At 68.0% G+C, this 18,380-nt stretch carries 21 protein-coding genes; 9 read left to right on the top strand and 12 right to left on the bottom strand.

What is annotated here, in order from left to right:
• Positions 1-131: 131 nt before the first annotated feature.
• From FHD68_RS05565 to FHD68_RS05555, 3 genes are all read left to right on the top strand, one after another.
• The gene (locus FHD68_RS05565) at positions 132-1,358 is read left to right on the top strand and encodes a hypothetical protein (RefSeq protein ID WP_127897978.1); all 1,227 of its coding nucleotides are present in this window, start codon (positions 132-134) and stop codon (positions 1,356-1,358) included.
• Between the two features lie 204 nt (positions 1,359-1,562).
• Complete coding sequence (locus FHD68_RS05560) at positions 1,563-1,862, top strand: TM2 domain-containing protein (RefSeq protein ID WP_042244914.1); 300 nt, start codon at positions 1,563-1,565, stop codon at positions 1,860-1,862.
• A gap of 171 nt (positions 1,863-2,033) precedes the next feature.
• Positions 2,034-2,348, top strand: coding sequence for a TM2 domain-containing protein (locus tag FHD68_RS05555; protein ID WP_240542506.1), 315 nt, complete (start codon positions 2,034-2,036; stop codon positions 2,346-2,348).
• Between the two features lie 42 nt (positions 2,349-2,390).
• Here the strand turns inward: FHD68_RS05555 and pheS are convergent, their stop codons facing one another.
• The 4 genes from pheS to FHD68_RS05535 form a co-directional block, all read right to left on the bottom strand.
• Entirely contained in the window at positions 2,391-3,473 is a 1,083-nt protein-coding gene (gene pheS, locus FHD68_RS05550) for a phenylalanine--tRNA ligase subunit alpha (RefSeq protein WP_127897976.1), read from the bottom strand.
• A 75-nt stretch (positions 3,474-3,548) separates the two neighbouring features.
• Positions 3,549-4,955: an alanine/glycine:cation symporter family protein gene (locus FHD68_RS05545; protein ID WP_127897975.1), complete on the bottom strand. Its 1,407-nt coding sequence runs from the start codon at positions 4,953-4,955 to the stop codon at positions 3,549-3,551.
• A 63-nt stretch (positions 4,956-5,018) separates the two neighbouring features.
• Positions 5,019-6,374, bottom strand: coding sequence for a cytochrome P450 (locus tag FHD68_RS05540; RefSeq protein ID WP_127897974.1), 1,356 nt, complete (start codon positions 6,372-6,374; stop codon positions 5,019-5,021).
• 56 nt (positions 6,375-6,430) lie between these two features.
• Positions 6,431-7,351 carry a LysR family transcriptional regulator ArgP gene (locus tag FHD68_RS05535; RefSeq protein ID WP_127897973.1) on the bottom strand — a complete coding sequence of 307 codons (921 nt, stop codon included), beginning with the start codon at positions 7,349-7,351 and terminating at the stop codon, positions 6,431-6,433.
• A gap of 91 nt (positions 7,352-7,442) precedes the next feature.
• Between FHD68_RS05535 and FHD68_RS05530 the strand changes: the two genes are divergently transcribed.
• Entirely contained in the window at positions 7,443-8,051 is a 609-nt protein-coding gene (locus FHD68_RS05530; RefSeq protein WP_127897972.1) for a LysE/ArgO family amino acid transporter, read from the top strand.
• A 57-nt stretch (positions 8,052-8,108) separates the two neighbouring features.
• On the opposite strand, the gene FHD68_RS05525 is transcribed toward FHD68_RS05530, so the two are convergent.
• From FHD68_RS05525 to pyk, 5 genes are all read right to left on the bottom strand, one after another.
• A complete protein-coding gene (locus FHD68_RS05525; protein WP_045981490.1) occupies positions 8,109-8,291 on the bottom strand; it encodes a CsbD family protein in 183 nt (60 codons plus the stop codon).
• Positions 8,292-8,416: 125 nt separating this feature from the next.
• The gene (rplT, locus tag FHD68_RS05520) at positions 8,417-8,776 is read right to left on the bottom strand and encodes a 50S ribosomal protein L20 (protein ID WP_045981489.1); all 360 of its coding nucleotides are present in this window, start codon (positions 8,774-8,776) and stop codon (positions 8,417-8,419) included.
• 15 nt (positions 8,777-8,791) lie between these two features.
• A complete protein-coding gene (rpmI, locus tag FHD68_RS05515) occupies positions 8,792-8,992 on the bottom strand; it encodes a 50S ribosomal protein L35 (protein WP_042244892.1) in 201 nt (66 codons plus the stop codon).
• A 108-nt stretch (positions 8,993-9,100) separates the two neighbouring features.
• Entirely contained in the window at positions 9,101-9,325 is a 225-nt protein-coding gene (locus tag FHD68_RS05510) for a hypothetical protein (protein WP_045981488.1), read from the bottom strand.
• 30 nt (positions 9,326-9,355) lie between these two features.
• Entirely contained in the window at positions 9,356-10,801 is a 1,446-nt protein-coding gene (gene pyk / locus FHD68_RS05505; protein ID WP_046000136.1) for a pyruvate kinase, read from the bottom strand.
• Between the two features lie 98 nt (positions 10,802-10,899).
• Here pyk and FHD68_RS05500 point away from each other — a divergent pair, with 98 nt between their 5' ends.
• On the top strand, positions 10,900-11,652 hold the full coding sequence (locus tag FHD68_RS05500) for an N-formylglutamate amidohydrolase (RefSeq protein WP_127897971.1): 753 nt from the start codon (positions 10,900-10,902) through the stop codon (positions 11,650-11,652).
• Between the two features lie 50 nt (positions 11,653-11,702).
• Here FHD68_RS05500 and FHD68_RS05495 read toward each other — a convergent pair whose 3' ends face one another.
• Positions 11,703-12,563, bottom strand: a complete 861-nt coding sequence (locus FHD68_RS05495) for a D-amino-acid transaminase (protein ID WP_127897970.1) — start codon at positions 12,561-12,563, stop codon at positions 11,703-11,705.
• Positions 12,564-12,727: 164 nt separating this feature from the next.
• Here FHD68_RS05495 and FHD68_RS05490 point away from each other — a divergent pair, with 164 nt between their 5' ends.
• A complete protein-coding gene (locus FHD68_RS05490) occupies positions 12,728-13,684 on the top strand; it encodes an L-malyl-CoA/beta-methylmalyl-CoA lyase (protein WP_127897969.1) in 957 nt (318 codons plus the stop codon).
• An 828-nt stretch (positions 13,685-14,512) separates the two neighbouring features.
• On the opposite strand, the gene FHD68_RS05485 is transcribed toward FHD68_RS05490, so the two are convergent.
• Together FHD68_RS05485 and FHD68_RS05480 are read right to left on the bottom strand one after the other, a co-directional pair.
• A complete protein-coding gene (locus tag FHD68_RS05485; RefSeq protein ID WP_244297767.1) occupies positions 14,513-15,412 on the bottom strand; it encodes a TIGR02186 family protein in 900 nt (299 codons plus the stop codon).
• Positions 15,412-16,326 (bottom strand): sulfite exporter TauE/SafE family protein, encoded by a 915-nt coding sequence (locus tag FHD68_RS05480; protein ID WP_045981483.1) that lies wholly within the window; start codon positions 16,324-16,326, stop codon positions 15,412-15,414. Before FHD68_RS05480 ends, FHD68_RS05485 begins: the two co-directional genes overlap by 1 nt.
• 170 nt (positions 16,327-16,496) lie before the next feature.
• On the opposite strand from FHD68_RS05480, the gene surE reads away from it, so the two are divergent.
• From surE to FHD68_RS05465, 3 genes are all read left to right on the top strand, one after another.
• The gene (surE, locus tag FHD68_RS05475) at positions 16,497-17,306 is read left to right on the top strand and encodes a 5'/3'-nucleotidase SurE (RefSeq protein ID WP_127897968.1); all 810 of its coding nucleotides are present in this window, start codon (positions 16,497-16,499) and stop codon (positions 17,304-17,306) included.
• Entirely contained in the window at positions 17,303-17,953 is a 651-nt protein-coding gene (locus tag FHD68_RS05470) for a protein-L-isoaspartate(D-aspartate) O-methyltransferase (RefSeq protein ID WP_045981481.1), read from the top strand. The genes surE and FHD68_RS05470 overlap by 4 nt, the downstream gene beginning before the upstream one ends.
• 36 nt (positions 17,954-17,989) lie before the next feature.
• Positions 17,990-18,380: LysM peptidoglycan-binding domain-containing protein (locus tag FHD68_RS05465; RefSeq protein ID WP_341872750.1), on the top strand; the 391-nt coding region annotated here is incomplete at its 3' end.

The raw sequence follows: 18,380 nt of genomic DNA, 5'->3' as shown, positions 1-18,380 counted from the left end.
GCCTTGAACCGTGCCATGCGTCCTGGGTCAAGCCGGATCAGCGGATTTCCCCGAATCCCCGGCCCGGCACCACGCTTGCCGGGCCCTGCGCAGGGTGCAACTGTAGCGCGAAGCAAACCGAAGGTGTCATCATGAGTCTCATGTCCCGTCTTGCCCCCCTGCCCCTCCTGCTGCTGGCAGCCCTGCCCGCGCAGGCGCAGGACGCCCCGGCCCAGCCGCAGTGTTCCGGTCAGCCCGCCACCTGGCTGGGCGACGATCCCGATGCCAGCGACATCACCGCGGCGGGGGCCGCGCTGTCGCGGCAGATGACCACGACCGCCGGCACCAACCCCTATGCGATGTTCCGGGTGACGGGCGACATGCAGCCCCTGAGGCTGGAGGCGATGTCTGACGGCGACCCGTCGATCAGGCTGGAAACCCCCGACGGCGACCTGCTGGCCGAGAATGACGACGCCATCGGGCTGAATTCGCGGATCGAACAGTCGGTCGGGCCGGGCGATTACTGCGTGCGGCTGATCCCCATCGGGGACGCGGACATGACCGCGACCGTCCAGTTGACGCGTCCCGACATGCACGCCCTGCTGGTCGATCCCGTGGACACGACCATCGCCGCCTGCACCCCTGAAACGCCTGCCGAGACCCTGGGCCAGGGGCCGCTGAACGCCGCCCTGCCCGTTGAGGCGCAGACGGACGGCACCGTCCGCTATCTGCGATTCGCGCTGGACGGCAGCGCCTCCGTGACCCTGCGCGCGGTCAGCGACGGGCTGGACCCGAACATGATCCTGTTCGACGGGTCGGGCACGCAGATCGCCGCCAACGACGATGCCGACGGGTTGAACGCGCGCCTCGATTTCCCAACCGGTCTGGCAGAAGGCCACTATTGCCTGGGTGTCGCGCCGATCTCCTCGGGCGAGGGCACGATCACCGTCAGCGTCGAGGCGCTGGACCGCGACAGCTATCTGCGCACCGCCTGGCGCAAGGGAGAGCTGGCGCCGCCCACGGATGGCGACTATCCGATGCAGGCCATCGACCTGGCCGCCGACCGCGAAACGGTCGTCCTGCAGGACGGCACCGCGCAATGGCTGACCTTCACCCTGGACCGGGAGACCGCGCTGATTGTCAGCGCCTATGGCGAACTGGTCGGCGTCGATGCCAAGCTGGCGCTGTTTTCGCGGGACGGCGCGGTCGTGGCGCAGGCCGACGACCAGGACGGCAGCGTGGACGCCCGGTTGGGGCCGGTGGTGCTGGAACCCGGAGAATACCGGATGGCGCTGACGGACGTGAACCGCCCCGACCAGCCCGGCGCACCGATCCGCCCCGTGGGCCTGGTGTTCGAGCGGTTCGAGCGCGTCGACTGACCCCGGACGCTGTCGATCCCATCGGCCTGGGGCACGGCGCCGTGGTCGGTGGTGCTGCCGGATCGTCTCAGGCATCGTGGGGTCACTGACCGCGCGCAGGGTCCGTCGGGTTCTGCGGTGCGGATCTTGCGTGGCGGCGGGGCGTTCCTATCTTTGCAATGCGCCCGGATGGCGGGCGCGACATGGAACAGGAGAGCCTTGCGGATGGATGTGCAGCGCGAATTGCTGATCGAGCAGCGGGTGGCCAACGAGGCGAAATCGCCGCTGATCGCCTATCTGCTGCTGATCTTCCTGTGGGGGTTCGGCGTGCACCGCATGTATCTGGGCCGCTGGATCAGCGGGTTCATCATGCTGGCCATTTGGGGCGTAGGCTGGCTGACGGTGCCGATCCTGATTGGCTGGCCGGCGGTGGGCTTCGTGGTGCTGTGGTGCATCATCGACCTGTTCCTGATCCCCGGAATGGTCCGCGCAGACCGCGAGGACATCCGGCGGCGGCTGCGGTGATGGCGCGCCGTTAACCTGAGGTTGAAATTTCCGTGATCTGTAAAGGCGGCCCGTGCTAGGGCGGTCAACTATAGACATTTCCTTTTCAGATCCGGAGATTTCGACTTGCCCCTTGATACCCAACAGCGAATCCTCATCGAACAGCGTGTCACGAACGACACTAGGTCGCCCGTGATCGCCTATTTTCTGCTGGTTTTTCTGGGTGGATTCGGGGCGCACCGGTTCTATCTGGGCAAGACCGGCATGGCAGTCGCCATGCTGATCCTGTGGGTGCTGGGCTGGATGACGCTGATCCTCGGGGTCGGACTGATCATGCTGGCCGCAGTCGGGATTTGGGCGTTCGTCGATCTGTTCCTGATCCCCGGGATCATCAGGGCCGATCAGGACGCCCTGCGGCAGAGGCGGGCCGTGGAGTTCGGGGGTCATTCCGGACCGCACCCAACCGCCTTCCCCGCATCCGCACCGGGCGTTCCGTTCACCGCCTGACGTCCACGGCGCGCGCCCCTCGATCGCAAGGGCGCGCCGCCTTCAGCGCGACAGCCCGCCGCTGACGCTCGGCACGTCGCCTGCTGCAAAGCCATAGTGGCGCAGCCAGCGCAGGTCGCTTTCGAAAAAGGCGCGCAGGTCGGGGATGCCGTATTTCAGCATCGCGATCCGGTCGATGCCCATGCCAAAGGCAAAGCCCTGCCATTGATCCGGGTCGATCCCGCCAGAGCGCAGGACATGCGGATGCATCATCCCCGAACCCAGGATCTCCAACCAGGAATTGCCCTCGCCGATCTTCAGCTGGCCGCCCTCCCAGGAACAGCGGATGTCCACCTCGGCCGACGGTTCGGTGAAGGGGAAATGCGACGCGCGGAAGCGCAGCTCGACCGACGGCACCTCGAAGAAGGCCCGGCAGAATTCCTCCAGCGTCCATTTCAGATGCGCCATGCTGATGTCGCGGTCGATGGCCACGCCCTCGATCTGGTGGAACATCGGCGTGTGCGTCTGATCCATGTCCATGCGATAGACGCGGCCCGGCGCGATCACGCGGACCGGGGCGCCGTGATCCTGCATGGCGCGGATCTGCACCGGAGACGTGTGGGTGCGAAGCACGTGCGGCGGACGGTCGTCGCCCGGCGCGCGGTGCATGAAGAAGGTGTCGTGCTCCTGCCGTGCGGGATGTTCGGGGGCGATGTTCAGCGCGTCGAAATTGTACCAGTCGCTTTCGACCTGCGGCCCTTCGGCGACGGCAAAGCCCATGTCGGCAAAGATCGCCGTGACCTCGTCGGTGACCTGGCTGATCGGGTGGATCGACCCCTGGCGGCGCGGACGGCCCGGCAGGGTCACGTCCAGCCATTCGTCGCGCAGACGCGCGTCCAGCGCCGCATCCTCAAGCGCCAGCTTGCGCGCGCGCAGGGCGGCGTCGATCTCGTCGCGGATCTGGTTCAGCGCCTTGCCGGTGGTCTGGCGCTCCTCGGGGGACATGCGGCCCAGCTCGCGCATCATCAGGCTCAGCTCGCCTTTCTTGCCAAGCGCGGACAGGCGCACGTCCTCGATGGCCTGAGGGTCGGAGGCGGCAGAAATGCGGTCCAGCCATTGCTGGCGCAGGGGGGTCAGATCGTCCATCGCGGGGCCTTTCCTGGTTGCGCCCGCGTTAGCATGGCCGGGCGCGCGGGGTAAAGACCGCGCGCCCGTGCCGCCTTATTTCCAGATGTCGCGGTTCACGCCCGGCGCGATGCCAGGGTGATCGCCGATGCGGAAGGTCGGCTCGTGCCCGGCCTTGCGCTGGCGCAGATAGTCGCGGGTGACGACCGCAACGGTCCCCGACAGCGCGACGATGGCGATCAGGTTGATCGTGGCCATCAGCCCCATGCTGGCATCGGCGAAGTTGAAGACGGTCGTGACCGCCTGCAGCGAGCCCCAGACCACCATGCCCAGTGCCGCCAGCCGCAGGACCATGATGCCCGGCTTGCCCGCGCCCAGATAAACGATGGCGTTCTCGGCATAGGAATAGTTGCCGATGATCGAGGTGAAGGCGAAGAAGAAGATCGCCACCGCCACGAAGATCTGGCCGAAGCCGCCGAAATGGTCGGTCAGCGCGGCCTGGGTCAGGTTCACTCCGGTCAGCTGGTCCGAAGGCATGACATCGGCCAGCAGGATCATCACCGCGGTCGCCGTGCAGACCAGGATGGTATCGATGAAGACGCCCAGGGCCTGCACGAAGCCCTGGCTGGAGGGGTGATGCGGGTTGGGCACTGCCACCGCGGCGATGTTGGGAGCCGAGCCCATGCCGGCCTCGTTCGAGAAGAGGCCGCGCTTGACCCCGTTCAACATGGCCGCCGCGACGCCGCCCGCGACCCCGCCCACGGTCTCTTGCAGGCCGAAGGCCGAACGCACGATGCCGCCCAGGATGCCCGGCACCTCGGTGATGTTCATCACCAGGATGACGACCGCCGCCAGCAGGTAGAGACCCGCCATGATCGGCACGATGAACTGGGCCGCCCGCGCGATCTGGGGGATGCCGCCGAAGATGATGATGCCCGACAGGATCGCCACGCCGATGCCGACCATGCCCGCGCCGATGCCGAAGGCGCCCTCGACCGCCTGCGCGATCGAGTTGGCCTGGACCGCGTTGAACACCAGGCCGAAGGCGACGATCAGCGCGACTGCGAACAGCGCGGCCAGCCAGGGCAGGCCCAGGCCGCGGGCGATGTATTGCGCCGGTCCGCCGCGATACATCCCGTCCGACCCGTGCACCTTGTAAAGCTGTGCCAGCGTCGATTCCGCATAGGCCGTGGCCATGCCGACCAGCGCCACCATCCACATCCAGAAGATCGCGCCCGGCCCGCCCAGCGTCAGCGCCACCGCGACCCCCGCGATGTTGCCGGTGCCCACGCGGCTGGCCAGCGACACCGACAGCGCCTGGAACGGGGTAATGCCGTCCTTGTCCGTCTCTCCCGATCCGCGCACGCAGCGCCACATCTCGGCGAAGTGGACGAATTGCAGGAAGCCCAGGCGCAGGGTAAAGTAGATGCCCACGGCCAGCAGGCCGTAGATCAGCACATAGCCCCAGAAGATGGTGTTGAGAAACTCGATGATGGCGGTCATGGCGTTCTCCGCTGCCTTTTCAAGGGGCAGTCTGTAACAGCCATGTGAGCAATCGCAAGCCGCTTAGTCGCGGGGCGTCACGGTCAGCCAGACCCCGCCTTCGGGGCGCAGCGTCAGGATCATGCGCGGCTGCGGCTCTCGCCCCGGCACGCGGGCAAAACGGAACCGCGCCAGCAGCGTCGACAGGATGATCACCGCCTCCTGCAGGGCAAAGCTGGCGCCGATGCAGATGCGCGGACCCGCCCCGAAGGGCAGGAACGCATAGCGGTCGGGCGCGGTCAGAAAACGGTCGGGGTCGAAGGCGTCGGGCCGGTCCCACAGCAGGTGATGCCGGTGCAGCGCATAGATGGGCAGCATGACCGTATCGCCGGGATTGATCTGGCGTCCGCACAGCGTGTCGCTGGCCTGGGCGGTGCGCGACAGGAAGGCCGCGGGCGGGTACAGGCGCAACGTCTCGTTCACGATGCGCATGGTCAGGGGAAGCGAGCCCAGATCGGCGGCGGTGGCGGCGCGGTCGCCCAAGGCACGGCGCGCCTCCTCGGCGGCGGCCTCCTGGATGTCGGGGGCGAAGGCCATCAGGTACAGCGCCCAAGCCAGGGTCAGGGCGGTCGTTTCGTGCCCCGCCACGATGAAGGTCAGCAAGTTGTCGCGCAGCTCGTCGCGGGTCATCGTGCGCCCGGTCTCGGGGTCCTGCGCGACCAGCAGCAGGTCCAGAAGGTCAGGCGGCCCGTGCTTTTCGGCGGCCTGCGCGCGAGCGGCGATGGACTGGTCCGCGATGGCCTTCATCCGCTTCAGCCCTGGACCGGAAAACAGCCGCCCCGGCCGCGGCAGCCAGGCGGGCAGGCCCAGCACGTCCATCAGCGACAGTTTGGCCGTCTGCGCGATATAGGCGTCGATCGACTGATGCACCGCATCGCGGTCGAACATCCCGTCGCCGGAAAAGGTCACATCGGAAATCACGTCGAAGGTGGCGGCCACCGTCTCCTCGAACAGATCGACCGGACCGCGCGCGCCCGCCAGACGGCGGCAGGACGCCTTGGCGGCGGCGGTCATCACGGGGCCAAGCGCCTCGACATGGCGTTGTGCAAAGGCCGGGGCGGCGGCGCGGCGCTGCCAGCGCCAATGCGCACCCTCGGCCACGAACAGGCTGTCACCGATGGCCGGGTTCAGGATCAGCTTGGTCGTAACCGATTTCGGATAATCGTCCAGCTTCTCCTTGAGGATCCGGCGCAGGGCGGTCGGGTCCATCACCATGTGCCAACTGACGCCGGTCTTGCCCGACACGATGGGCTGGCGCGTGGCGATGGCGGGGATCAGTTCCAGCACGTTGCGGCGCGCGGTCATGGCCGTGCCCCACAGGCCAAGGGGGACGGTCGCCAACGGCACCTTGGCGGGATCGGCTTGGGGCAGGTCGAACATGGCGGCGGCCTCTGGCTGGGGCTGTCCTACAAAGCTGGGGCCGCGGGGGCTGCGGGTCAACCGTTGGACAGCGGCCCAGATGTCGCGGGCAGCAGGGCCGCGGCCGCCGCCGCCTGCACCGCGCGCGTCAGCCCGGACAGCCGATCCGCAGCCAGCCGCCCGATCTGCCAGTACAGCGACACATCCAGCGGCGTGCCCGGCACCATCTGCACCAGCCGACCCGAGGCAAGATCATCGGCGACCAGCATCTCCGGGTTTAGCCCCCAGCCCAGCCCCGCGCGGCACGCATCCACGAAACCCTGGGTCGAGGCCAGGCCATGCGCGGGCAGCACCGGCGATTGCCCCGTGACCTGCCGGACCCAAGCCAGCTGAAGCCCGTCCTTGCGATCAAAGGCCAGCGCCGGCGCACGGGCCAGCGCCGCCGCCGTCACCCCGTCAGGGAAATGCCGCCGCATGAAATCGGGGCTGGCCGTCGCGTGATAGCGCAGCCGCCCAAGGGGCCGCACCGCGCAGCCCTGCACCGGGCTGTCCAGCGACGTCACGGCGGCCAGCACCCTGCCCTGCCGCAGCCCGTCGGCGGTGTGCTGTTCGTCGTCGATGGCGATCTGGAACAGGTGCCCGCTGTCGCGCGCGTGGGCGGCCAGGGCGGGCATCAGCCAGGTGCCCAAGCTGTCGGCATTCGTCGCGATCGTCACCGTGACCCGCGCGACATCCCCGTCGGCCATCCCCGGCAGGTGCTGCGCCAAGGTCTGTTCCAGCATGCCCACATGGTCCATGTGGCGGCACAGGCGGGCTCCGGCTTCGGTCGCGGTACAGGGCTGTCCGCGACGGATCAGGACGGTGCCCAACCGCTCCTCCAGATTTCGGACCCGCTGCGAGATCGCCGAAGGCGTCACCCCAAGAGCCCGCGCCGCGGCCTCGAAGCTGCCGGTCCGCACGATCGTCGCAACGGCACGGGCAGCGGCATAATCCAGCATCAGTTTTCCTTACCCGGCATTAGCAGCATGAGTTTGTCTAATCCGGCAGGGGCGGCTAGAGCAACCGCGACCCCATGACCGGAGACGTCCCATGAGCCCTGCGATCTTTCTGACCGGCCTGATGACGGGCCTCAGCCTGATCGTGGCGATCGGTGCGCAGAACGCCTTCGTGCTGCGCCAGGGCCTGCGCGGGGATCATGTGCTGGCGGTCTGCCTGACCTGCGCGCTGTCGGATGCGGTGCTGATCGTGCTGGGCGTCACAAGCTTTGGCCGCATCGCGCAGTTGCTGCCCTGGATCGACCCGGTGATGCGCGTGGCAGGGGCGGCGTTCCTGATCTGGTACGGGGCGCGCAGCCTGCGCGCGGCGATCAGCGCGACCGGGGCGCTGGAGGCAGGCGGCGGGCGCGGACCGGGCGGGCTGCGGCGAACGGTGCTGGCCTGCTTGGCGCTGACATGGCTGAACCCGCACGTCTATCTGGACACGGTCGTGCTGCTGGGCACGATCTCGACCCGGTTCACAGAGGACCGCGACGCGTTCGCGGCGGGCGCGGTGACGGGGTCGTTTCTGTTCTTCTTCGCCTTGGGTTATGGCGCCGCCTGGCTGCGGCCGGTCTTTGCCAACCCCACCGCCTGGCGCATCCTGGAGGCGGTGATCGCCGTCGTCATGTGGTCCATCGCCGCCAAACTGCTGCTGGGGTGACGCACCACATGACAAAGGCCCCGAAATCGCGGGGCCTTTCCAGACAATGGATGACGATCAGATGTCGTCGCCCAGCTTGCCCTTGACGGTGCCCGACACGTTCTGTGCGGTCCCCTTGGCCTGCTGGGCCTTGCCTTCGGCTTCCAGACGCTCGTTGTCAGTCATCTTGCCGATGCCCTCCTTGACGTTGCCTGCCAGCTTGTTCCCTGCGGCTTTCGCCTTGTCGGTCATCTCGCCCATGGGGATCTCCTTGATGGGTGTGTCTCTGTGGGGGATGAACGCCCGACACGCATGCGGGTTCCGCGCATGACAAAGGCCCGCTCCCGGATCGGGAACGGGCCTTTGCGGCAATGCGGTGGCCGCGATCAGGCGGCGGCTTTGGCCTGTGCCACGATCGCGCCGAACGCGTCGGGTTCGTTCACGGCCAGGTCGGCCAGGACCTTGCGGTCAACCTCGATGCCGGCTTTCGACAGCAGGTTGATGAAGCGCGAATAGGTCATCTCGGCATCGACGGCGCGGACGGCGGCGTTGATCCGCTGGATCCACAGCGCGCGGAAGTTGCGCTTGCGGTTCTTGCGGTCGCGTGTCGCGTACTGGTTGGCCTTGTCGACGGCCTGGGTGGCGGTGCGGAAGTTGCGCGAGCGCGCGCCATAGTAGCCCTTGGCTTGATCAAGGACTTTCTTGTGACGGGCGTGGGTCACCTTGCCGGATTTAACGCGGGACATGTGTGGTTCTCCTGATCAGCGAGCGTAGGGCATGTATTTCTTGACGATCTTGGCATCCGCATCCGACAGGATGGTGGTGCCGCGCGCGTCGCGAATGAACTTGGTCGTGCGCTTGATCATGCCGTGGCGCTTGCCGGCCTGACCTGCCTTGACCTTGCCCGAGGCCGTCATCGAGAACCGCTTCTTGGCAGCGGATTTGGTCTTCATCTTCGGCATTTTCATCTCCTTCATCAGAGTGAACGCGCGGCTCGGCAATGCCATGTCGGCCGGCCGCACGGGAACGGAAGCGTCGCCTTACACAGGCGCGCGGGAATGCGCAAGGGGTCAGGACGCGGGCGCGCCGCCGGTGACCGTGTCCAGCGCGGCCGGGATGTCGGCCGGGCTGAAGGGTTCGGGATCCATCCAGGCCCCCGCGAACAGCAGCACGATCCCGCCCAGAAGCGCCAGGATCGCCGCGCGCGGCGGCTGCGTCTGCAGCAGCTGGACCACCGCAAGCACCACGGACAGAAGGCACAGGGCAACCCCTGCCAGCAAAAGAAGATCGGACATCACCACCCCCCGGGTTTCAAGGCCCCAGCGTTATTCCGGGTCGGTGGCGAAGATCAAGCGGTCATCGCAGGGGGCGATGCGCAGGATGTTCGTCGTGCCCGGCACGTTGAAGGGCACGCCCGCCATCACCACGACCTGCCGCGTCTCGTCGGCAAAGCCGTATTCGCGGGCGGCGCGGGTGCCGATGATCACGGCCTCCTTGAAGCGCGACATGCGCGGGGTCGTCACGCAATGCGTCCCCCAGGTCAGCACCATGCGGCGCGTGACCGTCAGGATCGGCGACAGCGCCAGGATCGGGACGCGGGGCCGTTCCCGGGCGATCAGGCTGATCGTCTTGCCCGACTGGCTGAAGGCGCAGATGGCGGCCACGTCGGTCGTCTCGGCGATCTCGCGCGCGGCGGTCACGATGGCGTCGGGGACCGACGACAGGCTGGCCTTGCGCGCCGCCTCGATGATCGAGCGATAGTTCGGGTCGGCCTCGACCGACCGGGCGACGTTGTCCATCGTGCGCACCGCCTCGACCGGAAAGCTGCCGGCGGCGCTCTCGGCGGACAGCATGACGGCGTCGGTGCCTTCATAGATGGCGTTGGCGACGTCGCTGACCTCGGCGCGGGTGGGCATCGGGCTGTCGATCATCGATTCCAGCATCTGCGTGGCCACGATCACCGGCTTGGCGGCGCTGCGGCACAGGCGGACCAGGCGCTTCTGGATCGGTGGCACCGAATGGACCGGCAGCTCGACGCCCAGGTCGCCGCGCGCGACCATGATCCCGTCGGACGCCTGCAGGATCTCGTCAAAGGCGCGCACGGCCGCGGGCTTCTCGATCTTGGACAGGATCGCGGCGCGACCCTTGGCCAGGGTCTTGGCCTCCTCGACGTCCTCGGCGCGCTGAACAAAGGACAGGGCCAGCCAGTCCACGCCCAACTCGCAGGCGAATTCCAGGTCGGCGCGGTCCTTGTCCGACAGCGCAGCCAGAGGCAGCACCACGTCCGGAACGTTCACGCCCTTGCGGTCGCTGATCGCACCTGCGACCGTGACCACGCAATCGGCGAAATCGGGTCCACATTTCTGCACCGTCAGGCGGATCTTGCCGTCGTTGACCAGCAGTTCCGACCCCTCGATCAGGGCCGCGAAGATCTCGGGGTGCGGCAACGAGACGCGGGTCGCATCGCCCAGATCAGGCGACAGGTCAAAGCGGAAATGATCGCCCACGGCCAATTCGTGCGGCCCGGCGGCAAAGGGACCCACGCGCAGCTTGGGGCCCTGCAGGTCGGCCAGGATGGCGATGGGACGGCCCGTCTCGGCCTCGATCTCGCGGATCGTGTCGTGGCGTGCCCGGTGATCGTCATGGCTGCCATGGCTCATGTTCAGGCGGAACACGTCGGCCCCGGCATCGAACAGGGCGCGGATCATCTCTTTCGACGATGATGCCGGTCCCAGGGTTGCCACGATCTTCACGTTGCGATGTCGTCTCATCATCCCGCCCTTGTCTCAGGTTTAGCGCTATCTATGCCGCAAATGCCGATGGTCGGCAACTGGCGTCTGTCCGCCATCCGTCGTAGACAGCCTGCATCATGACCGATGACACGACAGCGACGCCCTTCCGCATCCTGGGTCAGGACCGCCCCTCGCGGTGGCTGATCACTTGCGATCACGCCACGAACCGCGTGCCCGATTGGGTCGGCGGCGGCACCCTGGGCATCGCGCCCGCCGACATGGCCCGCCACATCGCCTATGACGTCGGCGCGGCCGGGCTGACCGAACGGCTGGCCGAACGGCTGGACGCGCCGGCGATCCTGTCCGATTTCTCGCGGCTTGTGATCGACCCGAACCGCGGAGAGGACGACCCCACCCTGCTGATGCGGCTCTATGACGGGACGGTGATCCCGACGAACCGCCTGGCGGACGCGGCCGAACGCCGGCGCCGGCTGGACCGGCTGCACCGCCCCTATCATGCCGCGCTGGCCCGGGTCGCGGCGCTGCACCCGGACCGCTGCATCTGCGCGGTCCACAGCTTCACGCCGCAGTTGCGGGGGCGCCCGCCCCGGCCGTGGCAGGTGGGCATCCTCTATTCGCATGCCGATCCGCGTCTTGGCCCGGCGATGGTCGCCGCCTGCCGCGATCAGGGCTGGATCACCGGAGAGAACCAGCCCTATGACGGGCATCTGGACGGAGACAGCGTCGATCGCCACGCTTTGCGCCACGGCCGCCCGAACATGCTGATCGAGGTCCGGAATGACCTGATCGCCACCCCCGAAGGCCAGCAGATCTGGGCCGACAGGCTGGCGCCGGTGATCACAAAGGTGCTGGCCGACAGCGGGTTGTGACGCCGCCGGGGGGTGCGGGGGGCTGGCCCCCCGCCGTCGCGGGACGCAACTCAGACCCCGGTCTTCAGGCTCTCTTCCAGATAGATCTCGCGCAGGCGCGTGGCCACCGGGCCGACCGTGCCCGCCCCTACCCGCGCCCCGTCGATCGCCACGACCGGCATGACGAAGGCCGACGCCGAGGTGATGAAGGCCTCGTCCGCCTCCTGCGCCTCGGCAATGGTGAAGGCGCGCTCCTCGACCTGCATCTGCGCCTCGCGGGCAAAACGCAGCACCGCCGCGCGGGTGATCCCGTGCAGGATGTCGTGGCTCAGTTCCCGCGTCACGATCGTGTTGCCCTTGACGATATAGGCGTTGTTCGAGGTTCCCTCGGTCACGCGCCCGTCCTCGACCATCCAGGCATCGTCCGCACCGCGCGCCTTGGCTTCCATCTTGGCCATCGACGGGTACAGCAGCTGCACCGTCTTGATGTCGCGCCGACCCCAGCGAAGGTCATCGACGCTGACGACGCTCCACCCGGTCCTCGCCGCGGGGGCGTCGGCCAGGCCGGGCTTCGATTGCGTGAACATCACCACCGTCGGCACCGTGTCCGCGGACGGATAGGCGAAATCGCGATCGCCCGGATTGCCGCGGGTCACCTGCAGATAGACCAACCCGTCGGTGATGTCGTTCCGCGCCACAAGGTCGCGATGCGCGGCCAGATACGCGTCGTCCGACAGCGGATTGGCGATGGCCAGTTCCGACAGCGACCGCTTCAGCCGCACCATGTGCCCTTCGAAATCGATCAGCTTGCCGCCCAGCACGCTGACCACCTCATAGACGCCGTCGGCCATCAGGAACCCCCGGTCAAAGACCGATACCATGGCCTGATCCTCGGGGGTGTAATCGCCATTCACATAGACCGTCCGCGTCATCGCTGCCTCCGTGCCGTCGCGTGTTCGGGCCCGGTCCTGCGCCCAAAGCCCCGCTGCGTCAAGAACCGCGCCCGATGCCGCATTGCGGAAATAGGGCTTGCTGCAACCGCAGCGCAACATTATTACCGATGGCAGGCCCGAATCTTGTCGAACAGGACCCTGCCATGAGCTTTCGCCAACAGCCCCTGCCCCCCGCGCGCTTGAACCGCTGTCAGCTGTTCGGCCCCGGATCGCGCCCCGCGCTGTTCGCCAAGATGGCCGCCTCTGCCGCCGACGTGATCAACCTGGACCTGGAGGATTCGGTCGCGCTCGCCGACAAGGACCAGGCCCGCGCCAATATCATCGCGGCGATCAACGACGTCGACTGGGGCACCAAGACGCTGTCGGTGCGCATCAACGGGCTGGACACGCCCTTCTGGTACCGCGACGTGGTCGATCTTCTGGAACAGGCTGGTGATCGGCTGGACCAGATCATGATCCCCAAGGCGGGATGCGCGGCCGACATCTATGCCGTCGATGCGCTGGTCACCGCCATCGAACGCGCCAAGGGCCGTACCAAGCCGATCGCCTTCGAGGTCATCATCGAATCCGCCGCCGGCATCTGCCATGTCGAGGAGATCGCGGCCGCGTCCTCGCGCCTGCAGGCGATCAGCCTGGGGGCTGCCGATTTCGCGGCGTCCATGGGCATGGCCACCACCGGCATCGGCGGCACGCAGGAGAATTACTACATGATCCGGGACGGCCAGAAATACTGGCCCGATCCGTGGCACTGGGCCCAGACCGCCATCGTCGCGGCGTGCCGCACGCACGGGCTGCTGCCTGTGGACGGCCCCTTCGGCGACTTCAGCGACCCCGAGGGGTTCCGCGCCCAAGCCCTGCGCAGCGCCACATTGGGCATGGTCGGCAAATGGGCCATCCATCCCAGCCAGATCGCACTGGCCAACGAGGTGTTCTCGCCCAGCGAGGCCGCCGTCACCGAGGCGCGAGAGATCCTGGCCGCGATGGAGAAGGCCAAGGCCGAAGGCGCCGGCGCCACCGTCTACAAGGGCCGCCTGGTCGACATCGCGTCGATCAAGCAGGCCGAGGTGACCCTGCGCCAGTCCGACCTGATCGGCGCCTGAAGACCCCCCGCGGGCCGGACCAGTGGAGGGGGACGGCCCGCACCACGAGGGAGGAGAGGCCCCGCGAGCGATCGCGGGGCCTTATCGTATGACCGCGGGTGAGGCCTGCCGATGGCCGGACCATGGACGGTCCTGGCCACGGCAGCCATCCCGGTCAGCCGCCCTGAACCTTGCCTCCCCTCGAACTCCAGCAGTACCGCCCACCGGGCATCCCGGTATGTCCGAAGGGTGACGCGACGCGCGCCGTCAACCGGCGCACCGGCCCGTGCGTCACCTTAGCGGGCGTTACCGCGTGGCGCCGGAAGCGCATGCGCAGCGCAGTTCCTCATTCGCACGCATTGCTGTTTCTACAGCCATGCGGCCGATGCAGGTCCAAAGTCGGTTTGCTGGGGACAAAATGACCCTCTGGGTTGCTCCTACCGATCAAACGCCGGAACAGTTCCGGTCCTCCGACGGGCCCGCCGTCGGTCACCCTGCAATATCGAGCACCGCCCTCCGCTGCCGCCGTCTGCGGTCCGTTGTCCACCATTGAATCTTGTACCGCCCGGTGCCGTGCATTCGAGCGGGCTCCAAGCCTCCAGTTCCGCCTCGACGATCAACGACGTTGGGCCATAGGATACATTGACCACATGCGCCGGCCCGCCGGTCAGGCCGACTGATCGATCCCGCGGATGGCATACCCGGACGGCTCGACAGCCAGAAAGGCTGCAAACTGTATCATGCAGTGCCCCCGACTATTGCCACGTAAGCCCATCAAGACGTGCAGACGCGGGATTAACATTGCAGGCAGACCCTACGCCGCTGCCCCGCAGCCAAGATGATCGGCGATCACGCTCGCCGCAGCTTCCTGAACGCGGCCGAGGCGCCCCAGCCGGCGATCACCGCCACCGCCAGCGACATCAAGCCATAGAGCAGCGGCTGGTCGAAGGCCAAACGGTACAGCCAGCGTTCCAGGCCCACCTTGCGCACCTCGATCGCGGCGCCATAGGCGTCGATCACCGCCCCCTCCCGCAGCAGGAAGATGCGGGCGCGGTAATCGCCCTCGATCAGGTTGGCAGGCAGGCGGATGTCCGTGCGGAACAGCGTGTCCTCGACCAGGGTCACGGCCCCCTCCTCCATCCGGTAATGGCCGTTCTGCTGGCGCAGGCGCAGCAGGGCCTGGGTATAGGGCAGCGTATCCTCGACCTCGGGGGCGCCGGCGAAGGCGCGCAGCACCAGCGGCAGCGAGATGCGGTACCGGTTGTCCCAGTCCGGCGCCAGGATGTCGTCCAGGGGCCGCGTCGTCGCCACCGCATAGAAGCTGGGCGCGGCCCCCACATCGACGCGTTCGGTGTTGACCCAGATGCCGAAGCGGCGGGCCTTCTGCCAGATGGTCAGCGGTTCGGACGGGGCCTCGATCGTCACGATCACGTCCAGGGGGCCGTTGGGAATCGGCGTCTCGCGCCGCACGGCGCCATAGATCAGGATGTCGCTGCCATCGAAGCTGGTCGTGATCGCCACGGCGCTGTTCGACAGGCCCGCCACCACCTGCTCCCCCCCCTGGTCGGCGGGGGCGACCGGATCACCGCGCGGCGACCCCGGATCGGGGAACAGCGGCCAGACCTGGGGGGCGTCCACCGGGGGGATCAGGCCCGCATCCGGGTCCGTGGGCATGGTCGATCCCGCCCCTTGCGCCATCAGCGCGCCCGGCAGCAGCACCAGCATCATCGCCAGGACGACCCCCCGCATCATTGCCCCCGCGTGGTGATGACGAACAGGTCGTCAGGTGTCAGGAACAGGTCCAGCGCCAGCTTGCCGCAGACCGCCAGCACCAGAAGCGCCAGCAGGATGCGCAGCTGCTCGGCCCGCAGGCGCGCGCCCAGCGTGGTGCCGATCTGCGCGCCGATGACACCCCCCACGATCAGCAGCACCGCCAGCATCACGTCGACCGTGTTGTAGCTGACCGCGTGCATCAGCGTGGTGAAGGCGGTCACGAAGGTGATCTGGAACAGCGACGTTCCCACCACGACCTTGGTGGGCATGCCCAGCAGATAGATCATCGCCGGCACCATGATGAAGCCGCCGCCGACGCCCATGATCGCGGCAAGAACCCCCACCGCGACCCCGACCAGAAGGGGCGGAATGACACTGATATAGAGGCCCGAGGCACGGAACTTGACCTTCAGCGGCCAGCGGTGGACCCACATGTGCTGGTGCAGGCGCCGCCGCCCCGTGGGATGGCGCGCACGCAACAAGGCCCGCAGGCTCTCCTGCAGCATCATCGCGCCGATCAGGCCCAGGAAGACGACATAGCACAGCTGGACGACCAGCTCGACCTGGCCCAGCTGCTGCAGGATATTGAAGACCACGACCCCCAGGCCCGATCCGACCATGCCGCCGGCCAGCAGGACGCCCCCCATGCGGAAATCCACGGTCTTGCGCTTCATGTGCGCCAGTACGCCCGACACCGACGATGCGACCACCTGGTTCGCGCCGGTCGCCACCGCGATGGCGGGCGGGATGCCGATGAAGAACAGCAGTGGCGTGATCAGGAAGCCGCCACCGACGCCGAACAGGCCGGACATGACGCCCACCAGCCCGCCCAACCCCATCAGGGTGAAGGCGTTGACCGAGACTTCGGCGATGGGAAGAAAGATCTGCATCGCATCCCGGCCCGTTGCGCACCGTCCCACGATGCAACGCGGCGCGCCCGACGTCAAACCGCTTCCGCCCTGCGGCGCAGGAACGGGTTGAAGCAGAAAGCCGCCCCCGCTAAGCAGATCGGGTCACATCCGCGTGCGCAGGGGCGCGGTCAGCCGGAACAGGGGACAGGATGCGCATTCTCATCACCAATGACGACGGGATCAACGCCCCGGGCCTGGAGGTGCTGCACCAGATCGCCACCGAACTGGCCGGCCCGCATGGCGAGGTCTGGACCGTCGCGCCCGCGTTCGAGCAGTCGGGCGTGGGCCATTGCATCAGCTATACCCACCCCACCATGGTCGCGCGCCTGGCCGAACGCCGCTATGCCGCCGAGGGCAGCCCAGCCGACTGCGTTCTGGCGGCACTGGGCGACATCGTGGGCGTGGCCCCCGACCTGGTGCTGTCGGGCGTCAATCGCGGCAACAATGCCGGAGAGAATGCCATGTATTCGGGCACCATCGGCGGCGCGATGGAAGCCGCGCTGCAGGGCCTGCCCGCGATCGCGCTGTCGCAGTACCTGGGCCCGCGCACCGCGGACCTTGCCGACCCCTTCGAAGGCGCGCGCACCCATGGAGCCGCGGTGATCCGCCGCCTTCTGGATCATGGCGACTGGTCGACGGATGCCGACTTCCGCCTGTTCTACAACGTAAACTTTCCGCCGGTCCCGGCCGCGGAGGTCCGGGGCCTGCGCGTCGCACCCCAGGGCCAGCGCCAGGGATCGCGTTTTGCCGCCCAGCCCTACAGCGCGCCGAACGGGCGCCGGTTCATGTGGATCGCGGGCGGGTCGCAGCAGGCGCCGGCGCGCGACGGGACCGATGTGGCCGCCAACATGGAGGGGTTCGTCTCGGTCACGCCGATGCGGGCGGACCTGACCTGCCATGCGTCGCTGGACCGACTGGCGGCAGCGCTGGACGATCCGCTGGCACGGGCCGCCGAATGAGCGACGAGGACGACGACGCGGAACGCAAGATGCGGTTCGTCTTTCAGCTGCGGTCCCGCGGGGTCACCGATCCGCGGGTCATGGCCGCGATGGAGGGGATCGACCGCGGCCTGTTCGTGCGCGGCCAGTTCGCCGACCGCGCCTATGAGGACACCCCCCTGCCCATCCCCTGCGGCCAGACGATCAGCCAGCCCTCGGTCGTCGGCCTGATGACCCAGGCCCTGGACGTCGGTCCCCGCGACACCGTGCTGGAGGTCGGCACCGGTTCGGGATACCAGGCCGCGGTCCTGTCGGGGCTGTGCCGGCGCGTCTACACCGTCGACCGCCACCGCCGCCTGGTCCACGAGGCCGAGGCGATCTTTCGCGAACTGGGCCTCTACAACATCATCGCGCAGGTGGCCGACGGATCGCGGGGCCTGCCCGACCAGGCCCCCTTCGACCGCATACTTGTGACCGCCGCGGCCGAGGATCCGCCCGGGCCCCTGTTGGCACAGCTGAAGATCGGCGGTATCATGGTGGTGCCTGTCGGACAGTCGGACGCGGTCCAGACCCTGATCCGCGTGACGCGGACCCAAGAGGGTTTCGATTACGACGAGTTGCGGCAGGTGCGGTTCGTTCCGCTGGTCGAGGGGTTGGGCCAGACATGACCCCCGGCCACCATCAGGCAGGCCGAGGACAGGACCATGACAAGACGTGATATTCGGACCGGCTGCGCCATGCTGGCCGTGCTGGCGCTGACGGCCTGCGGGCCGGACGGCAGTTTCGACCCCGACCTGCGCGGGCTGATCGGGGGCATGGACACCGCCCCCGCGGCCGCAGCCGCGGCACCCCGTCCGGCGCCCGACGCACGCGGCGTCATCAGCTTTTCCAGCGGCCAAGTCGCGGTCGCGCAGGCGGGCGACACGCCTGCATCGATCGCCGCCCGGCTTGGGCTGGATGCGGCGGCTTTGGCCGCCCATAACGCCCTGCCTGCCGACGCGCCCCTGCTGGCGGGTGCAGTCCTGGTCCTGCCGACGCAGGTCGCCGCCGGTGCGCCCGCGGGGGCCGCGACCGGTGGCGGCACGGCGATCGTGA

This window comes from Paracoccus marcusii (genome assembly GCF_006151785.1).
Taxonomy (GTDB): domain Bacteria; phylum Pseudomonadota; class Alphaproteobacteria; order Rhodobacterales; family Rhodobacteraceae; genus Paracoccus; species Paracoccus marcusii.
This window is presented reverse-complemented; position numbering and strand designations above follow the sequence as displayed.

Bases quoted from the DNA above. Each gene is read 5' to 3' on its own strand.
- FHD68_RS05485 (WP_244297767.1), bottom strand. From the start codon at position 15,412: ATGCGGGGGGTCGTCCTGGCGATGATGCTGGTGCTGCTGCCGGGCGCG.
- pheS (WP_127897976.1), bottom strand. From the start codon at position 3,473: ATGGACGATCTGACCCCCCTGCGCCAGCAATGGCTGGACCGCATTTCT.
- FHD68_RS05500 (WP_127897971.1), top strand. From the start codon at position 10,900: ATGACCGATGACACGACAGCGACGCCCTTCCGCATCCTGGGTCAGGAC.
- FHD68_RS05560 (WP_042244914.1), top strand. From the start codon at position 1,563: ATGGATGTGCAGCGCGAATTGCTGATCGAGCAGCGGGTGGCCAACGAG.
- FHD68_RS05470 (WP_045981481.1), top strand. From the start codon at position 17,303: ATGAGCGACGAGGACGACGACGCGGAACGCAAGATGCGGTTCGTCTTT.
- FHD68_RS05495 (WP_127897970.1), bottom strand. From the start codon at position 12,563: ATGACGCGGACGGTCTATGTGAATGGCGATTACACCCCCGAGGATCAG.
- FHD68_RS05535 (WP_127897973.1), bottom strand. From the start codon at position 7,351: ATGCTGGATTATGCCGCTGCCCGTGCCGTTGCGACGATCGTGCGGACC.
- FHD68_RS05510 (WP_045981488.1), bottom strand. From the start codon at position 9,325: ATGTCCGATCTTCTTTTGCTGGCAGGGGTTGCCCTGTGCCTTCTGTCC.
- FHD68_RS05540 (WP_127897974.1), bottom strand. From the start codon at position 6,374: ATGTTCGACCTGCCCCAAGCCGATCCCGCCAAGGTGCCGTTGGCGACC.
- FHD68_RS05480 (WP_045981483.1), bottom strand. From the start codon at position 16,326: ATGCAGATCTTTCTTCCCATCGCCGAAGTCTCGGTCAACGCCTTCACC.
- rplT (WP_045981489.1), bottom strand. From the start codon at position 8,776: ATGTCCCGCGTTAAATCCGGCAAGGTGACCCACGCCCGTCACAAGAAA.
- surE (WP_127897968.1), top strand. From the start codon at position 16,497: ATGCGCATTCTCATCACCAATGACGACGGGATCAACGCCCCGGGCCTG.
- FHD68_RS05565 (WP_127897978.1), top strand. From the start codon at position 132: ATGAGTCTCATGTCCCGTCTTGCCCCCCTGCCCCTCCTGCTGCTGGCA.
- pyk (WP_046000136.1), bottom strand. From the start codon at position 10,801: ATGAGACGACATCGCAACGTGAAGATCGTGGCAACCCTGGGACCGGCA.
- rpmI (WP_042244892.1), bottom strand. From the start codon at position 8,992: ATGCCGAAGATGAAGACCAAATCCGCTGCCAAGAAGCGGTTCTCGATG.
- FHD68_RS05545 (WP_127897975.1), bottom strand. From the start codon at position 4,955: ATGACCGCCATCATCGAGTTTCTCAACACCATCTTCTGGGGCTATGTG.
- FHD68_RS05490 (WP_127897969.1), top strand. From the start codon at position 12,728: ATGAGCTTTCGCCAACAGCCCCTGCCCCCCGCGCGCTTGAACCGCTGT.
- FHD68_RS05525 (WP_045981490.1), bottom strand. From the start codon at position 8,291: ATGGGCGAGATGACCGACAAGGCGAAAGCCGCAGGGAACAAGCTGGCA.
- FHD68_RS05530 (WP_127897972.1), top strand. From the start codon at position 7,443: ATGAGCCCTGCGATCTTTCTGACCGGCCTGATGACGGGCCTCAGCCTG.